Here is a 21,664-nt window from a genome sequence, read left to right as displayed (position 1 = left end):
GGGCCCGGGCGTAGAAGTTCCTTTGGGTCGGCTGAACGCCTACCGGCTGTCGCGCGTCGGACGCCGGAGCGGCCCTCGACGGTCGGTTCGGCCGGGCGGAGACCCGCGACAGTCGGCGCTCAGACGAGGTCCTCGGCCTGCCCGAGGCGCTGGTCGTAGACGTCGAGCGCGCGCTCGATGGGGTCGCTCGTGGACATGTCCACGCCCGCCTCGCGGAGCAACTCCAGGGGGTACTCGCTGGACCCGCGCTCCAGGAACTCGAGGTAGCGGTCGGCGGCGGGCTCGCCCTCCTCGAGGACGTCCTGGACCAGCGCGACCGCCGCGGAGATGCCCGTCGAGTACTGGAACACGTAGAAGTTGTAGTAGAAGTGGGGGATGCGCATCCACTCGCGGCGGATGTAGTCGTCGACGTCCGCGTTCGCGTAGTAGGCCTCCTTGCGCTCGCCGTACACCTCGTCGACGCGGTCCGGCGTCAGCGCCTCGCCCGCCGCGGCGAGCTCGTGGAGGCGCTGTTCGACGTCCGCGAACAGCGTCTGGCGGTACAGCGTCGACCGGAACCGCTCGAGGTACTCGTTGAGGATGTGCGTCCGGAAGTGGTCGTCGTCGACCGCGTCCAGGAGGTGGTTGACGAGCAGCGCCTCGTTCACCGTCGAGGCGACCTCCGCCACGAAGATCTCGTACTGCGAGTAGACGTACGGCTGGGCCTCGCTCGTGTACTGGCTGTGGAGGCTGTGGCCGAGCTCGTGGGCGAGCGTGAACATCGAGGAGATGTCGTCCTGGTAGTTCATCAGGATGAACGGCTGGGTGTCGTACGTGCCGCCGGAGTACGCGCCGGCGCGCTTCCCGCGGTTCTCGTAGACGTCCACCCACCGCGACTCCAGGCCCTCCGCGACGCGGTCCTGGTAGTCCTCGCCGAGCGGCGCGACCGCCTCGACGACGTGGTCTTTGGCCTCCTCGTAGGGGACCTCGGGGCTCTCGGAGTCGACGATAGGCATGTAGAGGTCCCACATCTTCAGCTCGTCCACGCCGAGGGCCTCGCGCTTGAGCTCCGCGTGGCGGTGGAGCTTGTCGAGGTTGTCGTCGACCGTGTCAACGAGGTTGTCGTAGACGGCCGTGGGGATGTTCGCGTCGTCGAGGGCGGCCTCGCGGGCGGTGTCGTAGTTCCGCGCCTCGGCGAGCTTGACGTCCTTTTTCACCTGGTTTTTCATCGTGGAGCCGATGGTGTTCCGGACGTCGCTGATGCGCTCGTAGAAGGACTCGTGGACGGTCTGGCGGAACTCGCGGTCCGGGTCCTTCAGCAGCTTCGTGAAGTTCGCCTGGGAGATCTCGACGGGCTCGCCGTCCGGGTCCTCGACGGTCGGGAACTCCAGGTCGGCGTCCGTCAGCATGTTGTACGCGTCGCTGGGCGCGCCGAACACCTCGCCGAGGTCGCTGAGCAGCTCCTCGACCTCCGCGGAGCGCGTGTGCGGTTTCATCCGCAACACGTCGTCGAAGTAGTGCTCGTAGGTCGCCAGCTCGGGCTGCTCGTCGACGAGCGCGCGCAGCTGCTCGCGCGTGCAGTCCTGGAGCTCGGGCTCGAAGTACGACGTGGCGCTGGAGACGTCCGCCACGAGGCTGGACGCGCGCGCCCGCAGCGCCTGGTAGTGCTGGTCGCGGGTGTCCTCGTCCGAGCGCATGCGCGCGTACGAGGACACCATCTCCACCTGCCGGTGGACGTCGTCGCGGAGCTGGAGGGCCTCAAGGAGGGTGTCGCCGGACTCGGTCAGCCGGCCCTCGTAGGCCTCGAGGTCGTCGACTTTCGACTCGACGGCCTCGTAGGCGGCCTCCCAGTCGTCGTCCGTGGCGTAGATGCTCTCGAGGTCCCACTTGTACTGCTCGGAGAGCTCGCCGCGTTCGGGAACGCTTTCCATACCCCGTTCTTCGAGTCGATTCGGTTAAGCGTTGGCAAAGGGTGTCCGCGTCGCCGCCGCTCGCGCCGGCAGGGGGCTTTTCGGGGGCGCGCGCGAACGAGCATCCATGCCAGACCCAGAGGTCGACCGCGCGCTCGGCCGCGCGTGGCGCGACCGCGAGCCGTGGCGCGTGCTCACCGCGCTCGCCGAACTCGACGACCGGATGGCCGGCCACCCCGGCGAGCGCGAGGCCGCCGACCTGGTCGCCGACGCGCTCGCCGACGCCGGCGCGCGGAACGTGCGGACGACCGGATTCGACCTCCCGGTGTGGACGCGCGGCGACTGCTCGCTCGCCGTCACCGACCCCGTCGACCGCGAGTTCCCCGCGCTCGCGCTACCGTACTCGCCGCCGGGCGACGCCGCGGGCGCGCCGCTCGCGGACGTCGGCCACGGCACCGAGGACGACTACGACGGCCGCGACGTCGCGGGCGCGGTCGTCCTGGCGTCCACGGACAGCCCCGACTCGGCGCGGTTCGTCCACCGCATGGAGAAGTACGGGTACGCCGTCGACGGCGGCGCCGCCGGGTTCGTCTTCTACAACCACCGGGACGGCCAGCTGCCGCCGACGGGCGCGCTCCGGTTCGGCCGCGAGGCCGAGATCCCCGCGGTCGGCGTCTCGAAGGAGACGGGCGCGTGGCTCCGCGAGTACGCCGACCGCGGCGGCCGCGTCGACCTCGCCGTAGACGCCGAGACCGTGGCCGGCTCGGGGGCGAACGCGCAGGGCGTGCTCGGGCCGGACACCGGCGACGAGGTCGTCGTCGTCGCGCACCACGACGCCCACGACGTCGCGGAGGGCGCACTCGACAACGGCTGCGGCGTCGCGACGCTCGTCGCCGCCGCGCGCGTGCTCGAGGGCCTCGACCTCGACGCGACGGTCCGGTTCGCGACCGTCGGCGCCGAGGAGGTCGGCCTCCAGGGGTCGAGCGCGCTCGCCGCGAGCCTCGACCCCGAGTCGGTGCGCGCGGTCGTGAACGTCGACGGCGCCGGCCGCTACCGGACGCTGCGCGCGTTCACGCACGGCACCGACGACTTCGCGGACGTCCTCGACGACGTCGCCGACTGCGCGAACCGCCCCGTCGAGGTGACCGACGCCGTCCACCCGTACAGCGACCACTGGCCGTTCCTCCGCGAGGGCGTGCCCGCCGTCCAGCTGCACAGCGTCACGCCCGGCCGCGGCCGCGGCTGGGGGCACACCGCCGCCGACACCCGCGACAAGGCGGACGCGCGGAACCTCCGCGAGCACGGGATGCTCGCCGCGCTGCTCGTCCGGGAGCTCGCGAGCAGGGCGGTCTCGCGGCCCGACGAGGACGACCTCCGCGAGACGCTCGTCGCGGACGGCTTCCGGCCGGGGATGGAGGCCGCGGACGTCTGGCCGGCGGACTGGGACTAGGCGCCGTCGGCGAGGTGGTCGGCGACGTGGCCGGCGACGCGAGCGAGGCCGCGGCGCTCCTCGCGCAGGCCGCCGAACGCCGCGCGCGCCGCCGCGGCGGCGTCCGCGTCGACCGCGAAGTCGAGGTCGTAGGCCACGTCGTGGAGCACGAGCGGTCCGGGCGGCGCCGGCTGGACGCCCGCTGGGCCGTCCAGCGGGTCGTCGCCGAGCGCGGCGTCGATCCGCTCGAAGTCGCCCGCGGCCGCGACTTCCGCCACGAGCGAGACGACGCGCCGCACGAGTTCCCGGCAGAAGCCGCTCGCGCGCAGGGTGACGACGAGGAACGCGCCGTCGCGCTCGGCGCCACCGTCGAGGTCGCGGACGGTGCCGTGGTCGTCCGGCGTGAGGTTGTGGAAGTCGTGCTCGCCGAGCAAGCGGTCGAGCGCGCGCGCCGCGCGGTCGTCGTACTCGCGGCCGCGGTCGGGCGAGAACAGGAAGTACCGGTACGTCCGGCGGTTCGCGTGGTGGGTTGCGTGGAAGTCGCTGGGCGCGTCCGTCGACGCCCACGCGCGGATGGACCGCGGGAGCTCGCCGGTCAGCGCGTGCGGCGTCAGCCACTCGGGCGCGTCGAACGCGACGGTCTGGCGGAGCGCCGACACGCCCGCGTCCGTCCGGCCGGCCGCCGCGTAGCCGTCGGGTCGGCGCTCGTCGCCGGCGAGGACGTCGAGGCGCCGGAGCGCGCCGAACAGCTCGCCCTCGACGGTCGCGACGTCGGGCTGGCGCTGGAACCCGTGGTAGGGGCGGCCGTCGTAGGCGACGCGGAACGCGCGACGCGGCATCCGCTACTGGAAGTCCGCCAGGGTCGGTCGGTCCCGGTCGCCGGGGAAGTCGTCGAACGGTGCCGTCGTCTGGTCGCCGGACGCCATGTCCTTGACCGTGACCTCGCCGTTCGCGAGGTCCTGCTCGCCGACGATGACGACGGTCTCGGCGCCGATGCCGTCCGCGTAGTTCATCTGCGCGCCGAAGCTCCGGCCGGAGACGTCGGTCTCGACGACGTGGCCGCGGTCCCGGAGGTCGCGGGCGACCCTGGCGGCCTCCTCCTCGGTGTCGCCGACCTGGAGGACGTAGTAGTCCGTCGCGAGGTCGGACTCGGGCAGGACGCCGGCGCGCTCGAGCAGCAGGTTCAGCGGCGCGTGCCCGGGCGCGACGCCGACCGCGGGCGTCGGCTGGCCGCCGAACTCCTCGATGAGGTCGTCGTAGCGGCCGCCGCCGAACACCGACCGCCCGATCTCGCCCGTGGAGTCGAAGCACTCGAAGACGACGCCCGTGTAGTAGTCAAGCCCCCTGGCGGTCGTCAGCGAGAGCGTGCAGTACTCGCGGACGCCGAGGTCGTCGGCGGCCGCGAGGACGTTCCGGAGGTTCGCGACGGCGTCCTCGACGCGCTCCGTCCCGGCGAACGCGACGAGGGCGTCGAGGTCGTCGCCGGCGAGCAGGTCGTCGAAGCGCTCGGCCTGGTCGTACGTGAGACCGGCGGCCGCGAGGCCGTCGAGGTACTCGGCGCGCTCGATCTTCTCGCGCTTGTCGACGACGCGGATGGCCGCCTCGGTGTCGACGTCCGCGTCGAAGGCGTTCAGGAGGCCGCCGAGGATGTCGCGGTGCGAGACGCGGAACTCGAAGTCGTCGCAGGTCAGGCCGAGGGCCGTCAGGCCGTCCGCGGCGACCGCCAGCACCTCGGCGTCCGCCCGGGGGTCGCGGGACCCGAAGACGTCGACGTTCGTCTGGTAGAACTCCCGGAAGCGACCCTGCTGGGGCTCCTCGTAGCGCCAGAACGCGCGCGTCGAGTACCACTTGATGGGCTTCGAGAGCGCCTGCTGGCGCGCGACGACCATGCGCGCGACGGTCGGCGTGAGCTCCGGGGTCAGCGCGACGTCCCGGCCGCCCCGGTCGGTGAACGAGTACAGTTCGTCGACGATTCCCTCGCCGGACTTGTCCACGTACATCTGCGTGGGCTCCAGGGCGGGCGTCCCGATCTCGCGGAAGCCGTACCGGCGCGCCGCGTCCTCGAGGGCGTCCATCGCCTCGCGGCGCGGCGCCATGTCCTCGGGGTAGAAGTCCCTGAACCCCTTCAGTCGCTCGTACATACAGCGTCGTTGGCCCCTGCCGCGCTTGAAAGCTTCCGTTCCCGGACGCTACGCCGCGATGAGGCCGACGCCGACGACCGCCAGACACGCCGCCGCGAGGCGCCGCCGCAGGCCGGGTTCGCGCAGCAGCAGGCCGCCGAGGAGGACGGCGACGATGGCCTGCGCGTTCACGAGCGTGGAGACGACGCTCGCCGAGGCGTTCGCGAACGCCAGCGCGGTGACGTGCTCGCCGACCGCGACGCCCGCGCCCGCGAGGAGGAACACCGGCAGCCACGGCCGGACGCCGCCGTCGGGCCACCGGCGGAGCGCGAGCGGCAGCACGGCGGCGGCGATGCCCGCGAGGAACAGCGGCACCCACAGCCGCGTCGGCACCGTGTAGTCGCCGAGCACGAGGCGGCGGCCGACGTCGCTGCCCGCGTACAGCACGGCCGAGAGGAGCGCGAGCTGGGCGGGCCGGTAGCTGGCGGCGCGCCGCAGCGGTTCGAGCACGCCGCCGCCCTCGTAGTTCGCGAGGTAGACGGCCGTCGTCGCCACCGCGATGCCCGCGACCGCGGTCGGCTCCAGGCTGGCGTGCAGCCAGAACACCTCCACGGGCACGACGAACACGGGCACGATCTTCGCGATGGGCGCGACGTAGGAGACGTCGCCGACGCCGAGGGCGTACACCGAGAGGATGAACCCGGCGCCGCCGAGCACCACCGTCGCCGCGAACACCGCGACCGCGGTCGCGTCCAGCGGCGGCAGCGCGGGCAGGCCGCCGGGACGGGTCGCCGCCGCGAACGGCACGTACCACGCGATGGCCGAGCAGTTCACGAAGAACGTGAGCACGGCGGCGTGCACGCCGTCGAAGTACCGCTTCAGCGCGAACAGCCACCCGCCCCAGATGCCGGCCGCCGCCAGCGCGTACGCGACACCGGGTTCCATCTACTCGGACCGAGACGCCGCCGCGAGAAGAGTGGTTCGAATCCGGCAGGCGTCCGGGGTGGGGCGTCGCCGCTGGTCGGCGGGTCGCGCTCCCCGCGGAGCCCGTGGACGGCCGATGGGTCGCGCTACTCGCGGAGCCCGTGGACGTACGTCTGGTCGTGGTCCGGGAACACGTCGCGGATGGCGTCCTCGCCGTGCTCCTCGCGGAGGACCGCGCGCAGCTCCGCCTCGTAGTCCGCGCGCGGGATCTCCTCGCTCGGCCCGACCTCCACGTCGAGTTCGGCGTCCACGAGCTTGTCGACGGCGCTCCGGCCGAACCCCACGAGCGGCGACAGGTAGTCGACGCCGTGGCGGTCCTCGAGGCTCTGGGCCTGCGCCCGCGAGACCGTCGGCACGCGGTCGTCGCGGCGCGTGCCGTCCGCGACCGCGTCGAAGTCCAGGTCCGCGACCGCCTCCAGGGCCTGCTCGTGGACGTGCTGGATGCCGTTGCGCGGGTAGCCGTCCTCGCGCATCTTCGCGACCGCCGTCTCGGCGACCTCGCGGTCGAGCTCCAGCGCCGTGAACGCGAAGCCCGCCGCGTCCGCGGCGCGCGCGGCGTGCTCGTACTCGTCGGTGACGCCGAAGTGCGCGGTCACGAGGGTCACGTCGTAGAACCGCTCGAGGACGAGCGCCGCGAGCGTGGAGTCCTTCCCGCCGCTGTAGAGCAACCCCGCCCGCATGCCTACCGGCGGCGGACGTTGAAGCTCTTGGAGTCGGGCGTGAGTTCGCTGAGCAGCTTCTTCATCTGCTCCTCGTCGATCTTGTCGCTCAGCCGCCCGGACTGCGCGAGCGCGAGGATCTGCTGTTCGGCCTGCTCGGCGAACTCCGGCTTGCTCATCTTGATGGTGTTCAGGCGCTTGCGCGCGCCGTCGGTGAGGTGCTGGCGGAGCAGCGCCTGCTTTTGCTGTTCGACCTGCTCGCGCTGGGCCTCGCGGGCGGCCTCCGCGTCGCCGCCGCCCTGTTTGCGCTCCTTGAGTTCCTCCATCTTCTGCTGGCGGAGCTCCTCGATTCGGTCGTCGTCGGGGCTGCCACTCATGGTACGTGAGCGTTGTCGGCGAAACCGGTTAATTGTAACGCACTACCACGGTAGCGCCGGCGCTGTCCGGTCGGGAGCGCGGAGAAGACAGCGGGCGGCGACTACGCGTAGCGCTCGAGGTCGGGGCGGTCGAGGTTCTCGAGGACGTCGCTGGCGGTGTCGTCGAGGAGGCTGCGGCCCTCCGCGGTGACGACGCGGCCGCGGTCGTGTTGCTGTTCGACGAGGCCCTCCTCCTCGAGCTGCTGGAGGACGGTGCGGACGACGTTCCGGGAGCTCGAGGTGCTCTTCGGCGGCGAGACCGTGTAGCGGTTGGAGCCGTCGCGGGTGTCGCCGTACGCGGTCGCGAGCCGCTTCACGCCGATGGGGCCGTCGACGGCGACCTTCCGCAGGACGCTGGCCGCGCGGCGCGCCCAGAAGTCGTCCTGCTCGGGGGGGAGTTCGCGGCCGGCGCCGGTCTTCGCGAACTGCGCCCAGTCGGGTTCGTCGAGTCGCTCCTCGAGGTCCGCGGCGAGCTCGTCGATGAGCTCGTCCGCGGGGGCGTCGTAGAGGGTTGCCATTGGGCGGATTTCACGTCGGATTCGTTTAAAGCCATCGTTAGGCGCTCGTTCCGGAGCCCAGCGGCGCGACGGACTCCGACGCACAGCGCTGGCACGCACCGGGTGGACCCTCGCAGTAGTGCGACAGTCGCGGCGATGCAGCAGTCGCGGCGACGCGGCAGTCGCGGCGTTTTTGCCGTCGGCCGCGAATCGTCCCTGCATGAACGAACGGGCGGCGCTGGACGTGGTCGGCGGCCTGGTGACGAACGCCGGCGACGACGCCGCGGTCGTCGGTGACACGGTGTTCACCATCGACATGCTCCACGACGACACGGACTTCCCGGCGGGGACGACGCGGTACACGGCGGGCTGGCGGTCGGTCGGCGCGTCGCTGTCCGACGTCGCGGCGATGGGCGCGGCGGCGACGGCGGCGGTCGGCGTCTACGGCGCGCCGACGTTCGACGAGGACGAGCTCGCGGCCTTCGTGACGGGCGCGCTGGACGTCTGCGAGGACGCGGGCGCCGAGTACGTCGGCGGGGACCTGGACGGCCACGACGAGTTCACGGTCGCGTCCGCGGCGATCGGCGAGACCGCCGACCCCGTCTACCGGCGCGGCGCGAGCCCGGGCGAGCGCGTGGTCGTCACCGGCGCGCTCGGCCGGACGGCGGCCGCCGTCGAGCTGTTCGACCGCGGCGACGCCGAGCGCGCGAACGACCTGTTCCGGTTCCGGCCGCGGGTGCGGGCGGGCCGCGCGCTCGCCGGCCACGCCACCGCGATGATGGACTCCAGCGACGGCCTCGCGCGGTCGCTACACCAGCTCGCGGAGGCCAGCGACTGCGGGTTCGCGGTCGACGGCGCCAGCGTCCCGGTCGCCGAGGACCTCCGCGGGCTCGTCGACGACCCGCTGGACGCGGCGGTGACCTACGGCGAGGACTTCGAACTCGTCGCGACCCTGCCCGGGGACGCGGTCGACGCGGTCCGGGACGCGACGGACGTGCCGGTCTCGGTCGTGGGCGAGGTCACCGACGACGGCGTCTCGATGGACGGCGACGCGCTCGCGGACCGCGGCTGGACGCACTGACGCGCCGTCTTCCGGTCGCGCTTCCGGAATCCGGCGGCGGTCCGGGAGTCCGGGGCGCTATCCGGCGATCTGGATGGGGACGGGCATGAAACAGAGCGCGCCGAGCACGAACGTGAGGACGCCGACGGCGACGCGGCGGCGGTCGACGGCGGCGTCGTCGACGGGCTGGGCGGTCCCGGCGAAGCTCACGACCGTCGTGAGGACGCCCCACAGCACCCAGATGCCGGCGGCGTCGCCGGCGTCGGCGACCAGCCACTGGTAGCCGGCGAGCGCGAACAGCGCGGTCGGGACCAGGGGCGCGACGCGCTCGGCGCGCTCGCCGACCAGCGCGCGGAGGACGTGGCCGCCGTCCAGTTGGCCGACCGGGATGAGGTTCAGGAACGTGATGAACATCCCGATCCAGCCGCCCATCACGACCGGGTTGATAGACTTCGACGGGTCGCTGTACGACAGCGGCTCGCCGACGGCGGTCGCGACGGCCTGCAGCAGCGGCGGGTACGCGAACCGGACTTCGACGGCGGACGGCGAGTCGACGATCGCCGGCGGCACCGTCACGGGCGGCAGCCAGAGGCCGACCGCGGAGACCGCGACGGCGGCGACGAGGCCGGCGATGGGGCCGGCGACGCCGATGTCGAAGAGCGCGTCCCGGTCGGGGATCTGGCCGCGCATGCGGATGACCGCGCCCATCGTCCCGAACAGCGACGGGAACGGGATGAAGTACGGGAGGGTGGCGTCGACGTCGTGGTACCGGCTGAGGACGTAGTGGCCGAGTTCGTGGGTGCCGATGACGCCCATCACGGCGAGGGTGAACGGGAGCGCGCGCACGATCTCCGGGGAGAACGGGTCGACGTAGTACCAGGTCGCGCCGACGTACAGCGTGGAGGCGAGCGTCGCGACGAACAGCGCGACGTTCGTCCACGGCACGCCGTCCTCGCCGGTCTCGTGGGGTTCCGCGACGAGGACGGTCTCGCCGGTGCGGCGGGCGAGCCTGACGTCGTAGCCGGACTCGCGGAACGCCGGCCAGACGGCCTCCATGAGCGTCTGCCGGTCGGTCACGGGGTCGCCGAAGTACAGGACCGCGTCGTCCCGCTGGCGGACCTCGTAGACGTCGAACACCGACGCGAAGGAGTCCGGGTTCGGGGCGCCGTCGGGCGGCTGAGCCGACATCACCGCGTGGTTACGGCCGCAGCCGTTTAAGCGCTTAGTCGTCGGCGGGACGGGCCGCGCGCCGGCGGTGGCTGGGCGGCGCGGCGAGCGCAGGAAGCGGGGGCCGGGCGGCGGCCCGTCGGGGGAGCGTGCGGTAGCGGGCGGTGCGGCGGTTTGGCGGGCGGTGCGGCGGTTTGGCGGGCGGTGCGGCGGTTTGGCGGGCGGTGCGGCGGTTTGGCGGGCGGTGCGGCGGGCGGGGATCGGGCGCGGACGTGGTCGGGCGGTCAGGCCGGCTGGACGCGCCACGTGGTGGCGCTCGTGTACGACCACTTCTCGATGTCCAGGTCGGTGGCGGACTGCGAGAGTTTCACCATGAGCGCGCCGATCTCCTTCGGGGAGAGGCCGACGTCGTCGGCGATGAACTTGCTCTTGAAGTAGAGCTCGCCGTCTTCGGCCTTCTCGCGGAGGTACGCCTTGAGGCGCGTCTCCTTGTCCGTCGGTTCCGAGTCGGCGGAGGGGGACTGGGTTGCGCTCATCTTCGAGTTCCCCTACCGACTCCGGGAGGTTATAAAGGGGTGAACGTTCGGGCAGATTCGCGACGTTTCACCCGGATATCGGTTTTGTCGGACGTTTTACGACTGTTTTAGAGACGATTAGACGTTTTATCGAGCTCTCTCGAACTTCGTTCCAGTTATTTTAATTCGGCACTAATGTCGGACGTGCGGCGGGCGGAACCGGTCGCGCACCGGCCGAAAACGGGGGTCGGACGCCCCTGAAATGAATCGTATCCGACACGACCGGCGGCGTCACTGCCGCTCGTGCTTCCAGAACTCGTCGGCGACGGTGACCTCCTTCTTGAAGATGGGGACGTCCTCCTTCAGGCGGTCGATTCCGTCCTCGACGGCGGCGAACGCCTCGCGGCGGTGGCCGGCGAGCACGGCCACGAAGACGATGTCCTCGCCGGCCTCGACGCGGCCGACGCGGTGGTGGAGGCGGACGTCGTAGACGCCGTCACGGGACTCGAGGGCCTCGCGGATGGCCTCGCGGCGGTCGGCGGCGACGCCCTCGTACTTCTCGAAGGTCAGCGACTCCGTGCGGTCGTCGTCCTCGTCCTCCAGTGCGCGGACGCGACCGGTGAACGTCGCGATGGCGCCCGCGTACTGCTCGCGGGGCGACGCCTTCAGGTCGGCGACGAGCGACGACAGCGTCTCGAACGGCTCCGCGGCCGCCACGGCGTCGACGGCGGCGTCGAGGTCCGGGTCCCCGGGGTCGAGGTCCAGCACCGCGTCCTCGACGTCGGCGTCGCCGACCGCCAGCTGGGGGACGCGGTTCGCGTCCGGGAACCCCACGAGGAGGGCGTAGTCGTGGTCGCGCGCGAGCTCGTCGAGCACGTCGTCCACCGAGCGGTCGCCGCCGACGCCCGTCCAGCCGTCGCCGACCACGTACGCGGTCCACTCCGGCGCGTCCGTCTCGCCGCGCCGCACGACGGCCGTGCGGCCGCGCTCGGTCAGGCGCTCCGCGAGCAGGTCCGCGACGCCGTCGGCGCGCGGTCCGACGATGCCGTGCAGTTGCATGCGTCGTACTCGGGCGCCCCGGCGCTTGTAGGTGTCGCCGGCCGGCGCGGACGGGACCGCGGCGGCGCGTCGCGACCGCGCGGCCGGCACTTGGCAACCCTTAAGGACGCTACAGGGCTACCTCGCTGTAGTATGCGTGTCGTGGTTTCTATCGGCGGCAGCGTCCTCGCGCCCGACCTCGCCCACGAGCGGGTGCAGGCACACGCCGCCGCCATCGAACGGCTGACCGACGCCGGCTGCGAGGTCGGCGCCGTGGTCGGCGGCGGGGGAGTCGCGCGGGACTACATCACGACGGCCCGGGAGCTCGGCGCGAACGAGATCGAGCTCGACGACATCGGCATCGACGTCACGCGCCTGAACGCGCGGCTGCTCATCGCCGCGCTCGGCGGCGAGGCCGCGCCCAGCCCCGCCGAGAACTACGAGACGGCCGGCGAGGCGATCCGGCGCGGCGACGTCGCCGTGATGGGCGGCGTCGTCGCCGGCCAGACGACCGACGCCGTCAGCGCGGCGCTCGCGGAGTACACGGACGCCGACCTCCTGCTGTACGCGACCAGCGTCCCGGGCGTGTTCAGCGCCGACCCCAACGAGGACGCCGACGCCGTCCACTACGAGGAGATGACGGCGGGCGACCTCGTGGACATCATCGCGGACATCGAGATGTCCGCGGGGTCGTCGGCGCCCGTCGACCTGCTCGCCGCGAAGCTCATCGAGCGCTCGGGCGTGCGCACCATCGTCCTCGACGGCACCGAACCCGAGCGCATCGTCGACGCCGTGCTGTACGGCGAACACGACGGCACCGACGTGATCCCGGAGGGCACCGCCGACCAGATGACGTACTGGGTGGACGGCGACGGCGCCGCGCTCGGCGACACCGAATAGATGCACCCCGACGACGACCCCTACATCCTCGGCGGCGAACACGGCTTCTGGGCGGACGTCGCCGCGGACCGCGTCCTCGAACGCGACCCCGAGGAGCCGATCGTCATCAAGGGCGGCATCTCGCCGTCCGGCGTCCCCCACCTCGGGAACATGAACGAGATCGTGCGCGGCTACCTCGTCGCGGCGGTCCTGCGCGAGCGCGGCTACGAGGTCCGGCAGGTGTTCACGAGCGACGACCGCGACCCGCTGCGGAAGCTCCCCCGGAAGCTCGCGGACCTCGACGGGAACGTCGTCGACCTCGGGGACGTCGACGCGGGCGCGCTCGGCCGGAACCTCGGCGCGCCCTACACCGCGATCCCCGACCCGTTCGGCTGCTGTGAGTCCTACGGCGACCACTTCGCGAACCTCATCCAGTCGTCGGCGGAGGCCCTCGGCATCGACGTGGAGATGGTGTCGAACACCGAACTGTACGAGGACGGCGACCTCGAGGCCGTCACGTCGTTCCTCCTGGAGCACCGCGCGGACGCCCGCGAGGTCCTGAGCGAGTACCAGGACAAGGTCGACGACGACTACGTCCCCTTCAACCCCATCTGCGAGCACTGCGGGAAGATCACGGAGACGGTGACGAGCGTGGACGTGGCGGCGGGCACCGTCGACTACGTGTGCACGGACGTCGAGGCCGGCGACCGCACCATCGAGGGCTGCGGCCACGAGGGCACCGCCACGCTCCGGGAGGGGAAGCTCCCGTGGCGGTTCGAGTGGCCGGCGCAGTGGCGCGTCCTCGGCGTCGACTTCGAGCCGTTCGGGAAAGACCACGCCGAGGGGTCCTGGCCGTCCGGGACGGACATCGCGCGGAACGTCCTCGGCGACGAGCCGCCGGTGCCGATGGTCTACGAGTGGTTCACGCTCGACGGCGAGCCGTTCTCGTCGTCGTCGGGCCACGTCGTCCTCGTCCAGGACGTGCTGCGGCTCGTCGAGCCGGAGGTCGTGTTGTTCTTCTTCAGCAAGGACCCCCAGCGCGCCCGGGACTTCTCCGTCGAGGGCATCGACCAGCTCGTCGACGAGTTCGACCGCATGGAGGCGGTGTACTTCGGCGAGGTCGACGCCGGCGAGGAGGAACGCGAGCGCGCCGAGCGCGTCTACCCGCTGCTCGTCGACGAGCCGCGCGAGGACCGCATCCGCGTGCCGTACACGTTCGCGGCGGTGCTCGGGATGACCGACGACCCGGACCTCCGCGAGGAGATCGCGCGCCGCGAGGGCCACATCCCCGAGGACGCGCCGCGGTGGGCGGTCGACGCCGCGCTCGAACGCGTCGAGCGCGCCCGGGAGTGGGCCCGCCGCACGGACAACGAGTTCAACTACGACCTCAAGCGCGCCGAGATCCCCGACCACGACTTCGACGCCGCCACGGAGGCCGCCCTCGACGACCTCGCGGACTTCGTGGAGGCCGAGCGCCCGGACGGCGACCGCCTCCAGGGCGAGATCTACGAGGCGGCGAAGCGCCACGGCGTCGACGTCGCCGACTTCTTCGCGGCGGGCTACCGGCTGTTCTTCGACGAACGGCAGGGCCCGAAGCTCGGGCAGTTCCTCGCGGAGCTCGACCGCGAGTTCGTGCTCCAGCGCCTCCGCCGCGAGGCGTGAGCGCTCGCGGCCCGACCCGGACGACCGGCGACCCGACCCGGACGACCGGCGGCCCGCCGTCGGTCGGTCCGCGGCGCCGCCGAGACCCAACCGCTTTTGCCGCGCGGCCCCTGAGCGTACGGTAATGGACCTCCTGACGGTCGCCCTCGTCGCCCTGCTAGCGTACTGGGTGGCCGCGTCGTGGGCGAAGTCCCGCGGCCTGCTACCGTCGTTCGTCAAGACGAGCGGCCCGATACTCACGCTGCACACGAAACGGGGGAAGCGCCTGCTGGACCGCGCGGCGGAGCCGAGACGCCTGTGGCGCGCGTGGGGGAACTTCGGCCTCGGCGTCGCGCTCGTCGTCGCCGCCGGCACGCTGTTCATGCTCGTGACGTCCGCGGTCGGCACGCTCGCGAACCCGCCGGAGCCGTCCGCGGTGAACCAGCCGCGGAACGCGCTCGTCATCCCCGGTGTCAGCGACTTCATGCCGCTGTCGGTCGCGCCCGAGATCGTCGCCGGCCTGTTCGTCGGGATGGTCGTCCACGAGTTCGGTCACGGCCTGATGTGCCGGGTCGAGGACATCGAGGTCGAGTCGATGGGGCTGGCGCTGCTGGCGGTGCTGCCCATCGGCGCGTTCGTCGAGCCGGACGAGGAGAGCCAGCGGAACGCCGACCGCGGCGCGCGAGCGCGCATGTTCGCGGCGGGCGTGACGAACAACTTCCTCGTCGTCGTGGTGGCGTTCGCGCTGCTGTTCGGCCCCGTCGCGGGCGCCGTCGGCGTCGCCAGCGGCGGCCTCGTCGGCGACGTCAACGACGCGTCCGCGGCGGCCGCGGCCGGCATCGGCGCCGGCGACCGCGTCACCGCCGTCGACGGCGCGCCGGTCGCGAACAACACCGAGTTCGAGGACGCGCTGGCGGCCTCCACCGACCGGACGGTGGCGGTGACGCTGGCGGACGGCGAGACCGTGTCGGTCGACCGCTACCTGCTCGTCGTCCACGTCGCGGAGAACGCGCCCTTCGAGGACGTCGACGACGACGCCGTGCTTGCGTCCGTCAACGGCACCGACGTCTACACGGAGGCCGGGCTGGAGGACGCCGTCGAGAACCACTCGGTGGCGTCGTTCGCGTTCGAGGACGGCACGACCGTCACCGCGCCCGCCGGCGCGCTCGCGACCGTCGTCCCGGACGGTCCGGCCGCAGACAGCGGGATGCCCGCGGAGACCGACGCCGTCGTCACGTCGCTGGCCGGCGAGCGCGTCACCTCGCGGGCCGACCTCCAGGCCACCCTCGACGACCTCGCGCCCGGCGAGACCGTCGACGTGGTCGCGTACGTCGACGGCGAACGCCGGACGTACGACGTGGAACTCGGCGAGCAGGACGACGGCTCCAGCTACTTCGGCGTCGTCATCGCGCCCGGCGTCAGCGGCCTCGCCGTCTCCGGGTTCGGCGCGCAGCTGTACCCCGCGGACGCGATGCACTCGCTCGTCTCCGGGGACGTCTCCGGGTCGCCCGCGCTGTCGCTGATGGTCGGCGGGAGCGACGGCGGCGTCGCCGGGTTCCTGCAGGGCGTGTTCGCCGCGCTGTTCCTGCCGCTGTTGAGCCTGCTCGACCCCACCATCCCGTTCAACTTCCCCGGGTTCGCGGGCCCGAACGCGAACTTCTTCGTCGTGTCGGGGGCGGTCCCCGACGTCGCGGTGTTCGCGTTCGCGAACCTCCTGCTGTGGACGGGGTGGATCAACCTCAACCTCGCGTTCTTCAACTGCATCCCGGCGTTCCCGCTGGACGGCGGGCACCTGCTGCGGACGGTCGCGGAGGCGGTGACGTCCCGGCTGCCGGTCGGCGACCGGCGCGCGGTCACGCAGGCGATCACCACGAGCGTCGGCCTGCTGATGCTCGCCAGCCTCGTGTTGATGTTCTTCGGGCCGCAGCTGCTGAACTAGCTACTCGTCGTCGAGGCCCATCCGCTCGGCGAACTCCTCGGGGGTGTCGGGCACGCGCTCGAAGTCGCCGAAGTAGTACTCGTGGTGGCGGATGACCTGTTCGGCGATCCACGCGGAGAACTGCTCGTCGAACCGCCACCCCTCGCCCGGGTCGGGGTCCTCGACCCGGAAGCGCTCGTCGGTCGCCAGCGCCGCGAACACGTGGTAGAACCCGAGGATGACGTCCGTGACGTCGTCGGCGGTCTCGCCGACCTCCGCGCGCTTGTCGGCGAGCTTCTCGCGGCCCGCGTCCGTGATCTCGAAGTACTTCCGGTCGGGCTCGTCCTCGACCTCGATGCGCTCGGCGTACCCCTCCTCCTCGAACTTGTAGAGGATGGGGTAGACGGAGCCGTACGAGGGCTCCCAGTGGCCGCCGCTGATGGTCTTGATCTCCTTGAGGAGCTCGTAGCCGTACCGGGGTTTCTCCTCGAGGAGCTCGAGCACGAGGTAGGAGACGAGTCCCTTCGGCGGACCGCTCTTGGGCATTCGGGCGGACGTTCCGCGGTTCGCGGGGAAAGCGTTTCGGTCGGGCAACCCCGCCGGCGCGGCTTCGGAAACCCCATTTAGCGGGAATCCGAAGGCCCGAGCATGGTAGACGCTCCACCCACCGACGAGGGCTGGTTCGCGCTCCACGACTTCTACACCGTGGACTGGGACGCGTGGCGGTCCGCGCCCGAGCGCGACCGCGAGGCGGCGCTGTCGGACGCCGAGTCGTTCCTCGCGCACCGCGAGGCGCTCGCGCGGGACGACGAGGGCGACTCGGCGGTGTTCGCGGTCACGGGCCACAAGGCCGACCTCATGTTCGTGCACTTCCGGGAGTCCCTGGACGCGCTCGACCGCATCGAGCGGTCGTTCGAGCAGACGGCGTTCGCGGCGTACACCGAGCAGGCCCACTCGTACGTCTCCGTCGTCGAGGTCTCGGGGTACACGGCCCCGGACTACTTCGAGGACCCGGCGTCCGTCGACGAGGGCGTCCGGCAGTACTTCGACTCGAAGCTCACGCCCGAGGTCCCCGGGGACACGTACGTCTCCTTCTACCCGATGAGCAAGAAGCGGGAGGCCGGCCAGAACTGGTACGACCTCCCGCTGGAGGAGCGCGCCGAGCTGATGGACGCCCACGGCGACCTCGGCAAGCAGTACGCGGGGAAGGTCTCGCAGGTCATCGCGTCCAGCGTCGGGCTCGACGACTGGGAGTGGGGCGTGACGCTGTTCGCCGACGACCTGACCGACATCAAGGACATCGTCTACGAGATGCGCTTCGACGAGGTGTCGGCGAAGTACGGCGAGTTCGGCGAGTTCTACGTCGGCCGCCGCTTCCCGCCGTCGGACCTCCCGGCGTACATGGCCGGCGAGGAGGTGCCGACGCCCGGGGACGGCGGCGACGGCCACCACGTCGAGGAGGACATCCACCACCACGCTGAGAGCGAGCACGCCCACGGCGGAGGCGGCGAGGCCCACCGTCACGCCGCCGACAGCGGTGAGGGCAGCCACCACGGCGGCGACCGCCACGGCGGCGACGGCGGCCACCACGACGGCGACGAGTCCGGCGACCTCCGCGGCGAACTCGCCGACCTCGACATCTACGCGGGACAGCCCCACGGCGAGGACGTCCACGCGACCGTCCTGTACTCGGAGGCCGACACCGACGACCTGTTCGAGGAGGTGAGCGGCCTCCGCGGGAACTTCGGGCACTACGGCACCCACGTCAAGACCGCGGTCTACGAGGGCCGCCAGACCGACCGCTGCGCGGTCGTCTCCATCTGGGAGACCGCCAGCGCCGCGGACACCGCCGCCGGCTTCCTCTCGGACCTCCCGGGCATCGTCGAGCGCGCCGGCGAGGAGTCCGGGTTCGGCACGATGGGGATGTTCTACGAGACGAAGCCCGAGCACACCGCGGACTTCGTCGAGAAGTTCGACAGCGTCGCGGACGTGCTCGCGGACACGGACGGGCACGTCGAGACGGACCTCATGGTGAACGTCGAGAACGACGACGACATGTTCATCGCGAGCCAGTGGCGCTCGAAGGACGACGCGATGTCGTTCTTCCGGAGCGACGACTTCAGCGACACGGTCGACTGGGGGCGGGACGTGCTCGCGGACCGCCCGCGGCACGTGTTCCTGCAGTAGCAGCCATCCACTACAGTAGCAACCATCCACTACAGTAGCAACCATCCACTGCAGTGGCAGCGAGCCCTCCCTCGCGGTTCGTCCAGCGGGACCCGAAGGCAGCGTCGCCCGCTCGGCCGTGCGCCGCGACGGCCGCTGAATGCCGCGCAGCGTCGCCCGCTCGGCCGTGTGGGTGCTACTAACTATCGCGTACGTACCCGGTAACAATACGCCGACTAGTCGCCGTTCTAGGGGATGTTCGCCCAGTACCTCATCCTGCAGGGCCAGGTGTCGGACGCCGTCGACCAGACCCTCGCGGACGTCGTCGCGTACCTGCCGACGCTCGTCGCCGCGGTCGTCATCCTGTTCGTCGGGTACGTGGTCGGCCGCCTCCTCGGCAGCCTCGTCACGCGAGTCGTCCGCCGCATCGGCATGAGCCGCTACACGGCGGGGACCGCCGTCGAATCGGTCGGCGACCACGACACCATCGCCAGCGCGCTCGGCACCCTGGTGTCGTACTACGTCTACTTCGTCGCGCTGGTCGCCGCCGTCGACGTCCTCGACATCGACCTGCTCACCGAGCTGCTCGCGGACCTCGCCGCGTACGTCCCCGTCATCCTCGGCGCGATCGTGGTGCTGGTCGTCGGGTTCGTCGTCGCCCGCATCGTCGGCGACGCCGTCACGGGCGTCGTCAGCGGCTTCCGCGTCGGACCCTACCTGCGCGGCACCCCCCTGGAGCGGTTCGGCGACGAGACCGGCGAGTTCGGCCGTCTCGTCGGGACGCTGGTCACGTACTACGTCTACCTGCTGACGCTGCTGGCGGTCGCCGACATCCTCGCGGTCGACGCGTTCTCGGCGTTCATGACCGAGGTCGTCGGCTACCTGCCGGCGCTGGTCGGCGGCCTCCTGGTGCTGGTCGTCGGCGTCTGGGTCGCCGAGCGCGTCGGCGGCCTCGTCCGCGAGTCCGGCGAGGGAACCGTCGTCGGCGTCGCCGCGGCGTTCGCGAAGCTGTTCGTCTACTACCTCGCGATCACCGTCGCGCTGAGCACCGTCGGCGTCAGCGTGGCGCCGCTGACCACGATGTTCACGGCGTTCGTCGTGGCGTTCTTCGGCGCGCTCGCGCTCGCGCTCGCCATCGGCGTCGGCGTCGCGGTCGGCCTCGGCGGCCAGGAGTTCGTCCGCGAGAACGTCGACGAGTGGGCGGCCGGCGTCGGGGACCTGACGGCCACCGAGGACGCCACGGAGGGCGGAGCGGAGGGCGCCGACCGGGACTGACGGGCGAGCGAGCGAACACCCCGACCGTCCACGGCCCGCGCGCTTCAGGCCGCGAGGGCGACCTGGGCGAGCGAGAGCAGGACGAGCGGGACGTGGAAGGTCGCGTGAGCGACCACGGCGGCCTCGAGGCTCCGGCGCCAGAACAGCCACCCGAAGACGACGCCGGCGACGGCGTTCAGGAGGACCGTGCGCGCGACGAGCGCGGGCGTGAGCGCGACGCTCGCGGCGAGCGCGGGCAGGTGGCCGACGCCGAACAGGGCCGCCGCGACGACGATCGCCGCCCACGCGACGCCGCGGGAGGGACCGGCCGCCGGCGACCCTCGGAGTCGCCAGCCGGCGAACGCCACAGCGGACATGACGCCGTACCGCAACAGGAGTTCCTCCGTGACGCCGCCGTAGAGGAAGCGCACGGGGACGTACGCGAGCACGCCGCCGAGCGTCCCGGCGTCCGCGCCGAGCGCGGCGAGGTCCTGGGCGACGAACGGCGCGAGCGCGACGTCGACGAGGACGACGGCGACCGACCCGGCGAGACCGAGACCGACCGCGAGACGCACCTCCTCGCGGAGGCGCGGCCACACCGCGTCGCCGCGCTCGACCCGCCGCGTCAGGTGCGACTCGAAACCGACCCTGGGCGCGGCGTACGCGCCGACGGCGCACGACGCCGCGAGCAACAACAGCGGATTGACCGCCGAGAGGACCGCGTACGTCGTCGCGGTGAGTTCCACCGGGACGTCCGCCGCGTCGGTCGTGCCGTACACCCACGCGACGAGCGCCGCGACGCCCGGGAGGCCCGCCGCGAACGTCGCGCCGAACCGTCGCGCGAACGACCCACGCGCTGTGTCTCCCATACCGGTCCGGGACTCCCGGCCGCGTCAAAACAGTTGCCGCTCGGAGGTGTCCGCCGGGACCGACCCTCAGTCCGCGGACCCGACGAGCCCCGCGTCCCGCAGGTCTTCTCCGTCGACGCTCGTGCGGTAGTCCTCCTCGCTCATGCCGTCGAAGCGGTCGACGCCGAAGTTCTGGGCGTACAGTTCGGCGACGCGGTCCTGCTCGTCGACGCCGAGCGGGGGCGTCTCGGGGGCGGCCGCCCACTCGTCGACGTCGGCCTTCGAGCGGAACGTCGGCGTGACGGTCGCGACCTCGTCGAAGCTCAGGAGCCACTGGATGGCGGCCTGCCCCATCGTGCGCTCGCCGTCCCGCTCGAGGAACCGCAGCTGTTCGATCTTCTCCCAGCCGGTCTCGTACCACTCGTCGGGGCGGAAGCCGCGGTGGTCGCCCTCGCCGAGTTCCGTGTCGGGGGTGACCTGCTCGTTCAGGAGGCCCGAAGAGTGTGGCACCCGCGGGATGAGCGAGGTCGACGAGTCCGACTGGCGGATCGTGTTCACGAAGTGCCGGTGGACGTCCTGTTCGAGGACGTTGCCCACGTACTGGACGCCGTCGAACCCCTCCTCGATGCCGAAGTCGCCCTCCGCGAGCCAGCCGATGGAGGGGCCGAGCGCGAGGCCGACGGCGTCCGCGACGCCGTCCTCGCGGAGCTCGTCGAGGAGTTCGAGGACGTCGTCGGTGAGTTCGTCGACGTTCGGGTTGTGGAGCTGGAGGTAGTCGACGTGGTCGACGCCGAGGCGCTCGAGGCTCCGCTCGACGGCGTCCTCGAGGTACTCGGCGTGCATCTCCTTCGGGAGTTCGCCGTGGCCCGCCTGGGGGTTGTTGTAGAAGTCGTAGCCGACCTTGGTGGCGACGGTCATCTCGTCGCCGCGCTCCGCGAGCACCTCGCCGAGGAGCTCCTCGCTGCGGCCGTGGCCGTAGACGTCGCCCGTGTCGAAGTACGTGATGCCCCGGTCGAGGGCGTACTCCACCAGTTCGAGGGCGTCGTCCTCGTCGCGGTCGCCCCACCAGTCGGTGCCGACGACCCACGCGCCGAACCCGACTTCGCTGACCTCGACCCCGGAGTCTCCGAGTTCGCGGTGTTGCATGGGTGGTACTTGGGAGGACTCGCACTTAGCGGGTGCGG

The 21,664-nt window shown here is 71.9% G+C and carries 20 protein-coding genes; 7 read left to right on the top strand and 13 right to left on the bottom strand.

The features are described from left to right. Window positions 1-119: 119 nt before the first annotated feature. A complete protein-coding gene (gene pepF, locus U5911_RS06650) occupies window positions 120-1,910 on the bottom strand; it encodes an oligoendopeptidase F (protein ID WP_336036172.1) in 1,791 nt (596 codons plus the stop codon). Between the two features lie 106 nt (window positions 1,911-2,016). Here pepF and U5911_RS06645 point away from each other — a divergent pair, with 106 nt between their 5' ends. After that, window positions 2,017-3,339 carry a M28 family metallopeptidase gene (locus U5911_RS06645; RefSeq protein WP_336036171.1) on the top strand — a complete coding sequence of 441 codons (1,323 nt, stop codon included), beginning with the start codon at window positions 2,017-2,019 and terminating at the stop codon, window positions 3,337-3,339. On the opposite strand, the gene truA is transcribed toward U5911_RS06645, so the two are convergent. From truA to U5911_RS06615, 6 genes are all read right to left on the bottom strand, one after another. Then, on the bottom strand, window positions 3,336-4,157 hold the full coding sequence (gene truA, locus U5911_RS06640) for a tRNA pseudouridine(38-40) synthase TruA (protein ID WP_336036170.1): 822 nt from the start codon (window positions 4,155-4,157) through the stop codon (window positions 3,336-3,338). The two genes, U5911_RS06645 and truA, sit on opposite strands and share 4 nt — an antisense overlap. A 3-nt stretch (window positions 4,158-4,160) precedes the next feature. Next, window positions 4,161-5,459 (bottom strand): histidine--tRNA ligase, encoded by a 1,299-nt coding sequence (gene hisS / locus U5911_RS06635; protein WP_336036169.1) that lies wholly within the window; start codon window positions 5,457-5,459, stop codon window positions 4,161-4,163. 48 nt (window positions 5,460-5,507) lie between these two features. Next, window positions 5,508-6,383 carry a DMT family transporter gene (locus U5911_RS06630; protein WP_336036168.1) on the bottom strand — a complete coding sequence of 292 codons (876 nt, stop codon included), beginning with the start codon at window positions 6,381-6,383 and terminating at the stop codon, window positions 5,508-5,510. A gap of 125 nt (window positions 6,384-6,508) precedes the next feature. Then, window positions 6,509-7,102: a DUF7411 family protein gene (locus tag U5911_RS06625; protein WP_336036167.1), complete on the bottom strand. Its 594-nt coding sequence runs from the start codon at window positions 7,100-7,102 to the stop codon at window positions 6,509-6,511. Between the two features lie 2 nt (window positions 7,103-7,104). Next, window positions 7,105-7,458, bottom strand: coding sequence for a DNA-binding protein (locus U5911_RS06620; protein WP_336036166.1), 354 nt, complete (start codon window positions 7,456-7,458; stop codon window positions 7,105-7,107). Between the two features lie 101 nt (window positions 7,459-7,559). Further along, window positions 7,560-8,015 carry a 30S ribosomal protein S19e gene (locus U5911_RS06615; protein ID WP_336036165.1) on the bottom strand — a complete coding sequence of 152 codons (456 nt, stop codon included), beginning with the start codon at window positions 8,013-8,015 and terminating at the stop codon, window positions 7,560-7,562. Window positions 8,016-8,214: 199 nt separating this feature from the next. Here U5911_RS06615 and thiL point away from each other — a divergent pair, with 199 nt between their 5' ends. Beyond that, a complete protein-coding gene (gene thiL, locus U5911_RS06610; RefSeq protein ID WP_336036164.1) occupies window positions 8,215-9,075 on the top strand; it encodes a thiamine-phosphate kinase in 861 nt (286 codons plus the stop codon). Window positions 9,076-9,132: 57 nt separating this feature from the next. Here the strand turns inward: thiL and U5911_RS06605 are convergent, their stop codons facing one another. The 3 genes from U5911_RS06605 to U5911_RS06595 all read right to left on the bottom strand — a co-directional run bounded on the left by U5911_RS06605 (window position 9,133) and on the right by U5911_RS06595 (window position 11,795). Next, window positions 9,133-10,242 (bottom strand): site-2 protease family protein, encoded by a 1,110-nt coding sequence (locus U5911_RS06605; RefSeq protein ID WP_336036163.1) that lies wholly within the window; start codon window positions 10,240-10,242, stop codon window positions 9,133-9,135. Between the two features lie 263 nt (window positions 10,243-10,505). Continuing rightward, a complete protein-coding gene (locus U5911_RS06600) occupies window positions 10,506-10,757 on the bottom strand; it encodes a DUF7123 family protein (protein ID WP_336036162.1) in 252 nt (83 codons plus the stop codon). A gap of 270 nt (window positions 10,758-11,027) precedes the next feature. Then, window positions 11,028-11,795: a molybdopterin synthase gene (locus U5911_RS06595; RefSeq protein WP_336036161.1), complete on the bottom strand. Its 768-nt coding sequence runs from the start codon at window positions 11,793-11,795 to the stop codon at window positions 11,028-11,030. A gap of 132 nt (window positions 11,796-11,927) precedes the next feature. Here U5911_RS06595 and pyrH point away from each other — a divergent pair, with 132 nt between their 5' ends. The 3 genes from pyrH (at window position 11,928) to U5911_RS06580 (ending at window position 16,233) form a co-directional block, all read left to right on the top strand. After that, window positions 11,928-12,674 (top strand): UMP kinase, encoded by a 747-nt coding sequence (pyrH, locus tag U5911_RS06590; protein WP_336036160.1) that lies wholly within the window; start codon window positions 11,928-11,930, stop codon window positions 12,672-12,674. Beyond that, window positions 12,675-14,315 (top strand): lysine--tRNA ligase, encoded by a 1,641-nt coding sequence (lysS, locus tag U5911_RS06585; RefSeq protein WP_336036159.1) that lies wholly within the window; start codon window positions 12,675-12,677, stop codon window positions 14,313-14,315. 124 nt (window positions 14,316-14,439) lie between these two features. Further along, on the top strand, window positions 14,440-16,233 hold the full coding sequence (locus tag U5911_RS06580; RefSeq protein WP_336036158.1) for a site-2 protease family protein: 1,794 nt from the start codon (window positions 14,440-14,442) through the stop codon (window positions 16,231-16,233). Here U5911_RS06580 and U5911_RS06575 read toward each other — a convergent pair whose 3' ends face one another. Further along, a complete protein-coding gene (locus tag U5911_RS06575; protein ID WP_336036157.1) occupies window positions 16,234-16,758 on the bottom strand; it encodes a PadR family transcriptional regulator in 525 nt (174 codons plus the stop codon). 102 nt (window positions 16,759-16,860) lie between these two features. Between U5911_RS06575 and U5911_RS06570 the strand changes: the two genes are divergently transcribed. Both U5911_RS06570 and U5911_RS06565 read left to right on the top strand, forming a co-directional pair. Further along, window positions 16,861-18,399, top strand: coding sequence for a heme-binding protein (locus U5911_RS06570; RefSeq protein WP_336036156.1), 1,539 nt, complete (start codon window positions 16,861-16,863; stop codon window positions 18,397-18,399). A gap of 234 nt (window positions 18,400-18,633) precedes the next feature. Next, complete coding sequence (locus tag U5911_RS06565) at window positions 18,634-19,653, top strand: mechanosensitive ion channel family protein (protein ID WP_336036155.1); 1,020 nt, start codon at window positions 18,634-18,636, stop codon at window positions 19,651-19,653. Window positions 19,654-19,697: 44 nt separating this feature from the next. Here the strand turns inward: U5911_RS06565 and U5911_RS06560 are convergent, their stop codons facing one another. After that, window positions 19,698-20,501, bottom strand: coding sequence for a CPBP family intramembrane glutamic endopeptidase (locus U5911_RS06560; protein WP_336036154.1), 804 nt, complete (start codon window positions 20,499-20,501; stop codon window positions 19,698-19,700). A 66-nt stretch (window positions 20,502-20,567) separates the two neighbouring features. Continuing rightward, window positions 20,568-21,626, bottom strand: coding sequence for an aldo/keto reductase (locus U5911_RS06555; protein ID WP_336036153.1), 1,059 nt, complete (start codon window positions 21,624-21,626; stop codon window positions 20,568-20,570). Between the last annotated feature and the right edge of the window lie 38 nt (window positions 21,627-21,664).

It is taken from the genome of Halobacterium yunchengense (assembly GCF_037031165.1).
In the GTDB taxonomy this organism is placed as follows: Archaea; Halobacteriota; Halobacteria; order Halobacteriales; family Halobacteriaceae; genus Halobacterium; species Halobacterium yunchengense.
The sequence above is the reverse complement of the archived record's forward strand: the minus strand, read 5'-3'. Positions and strand labels throughout refer to the sequence as shown.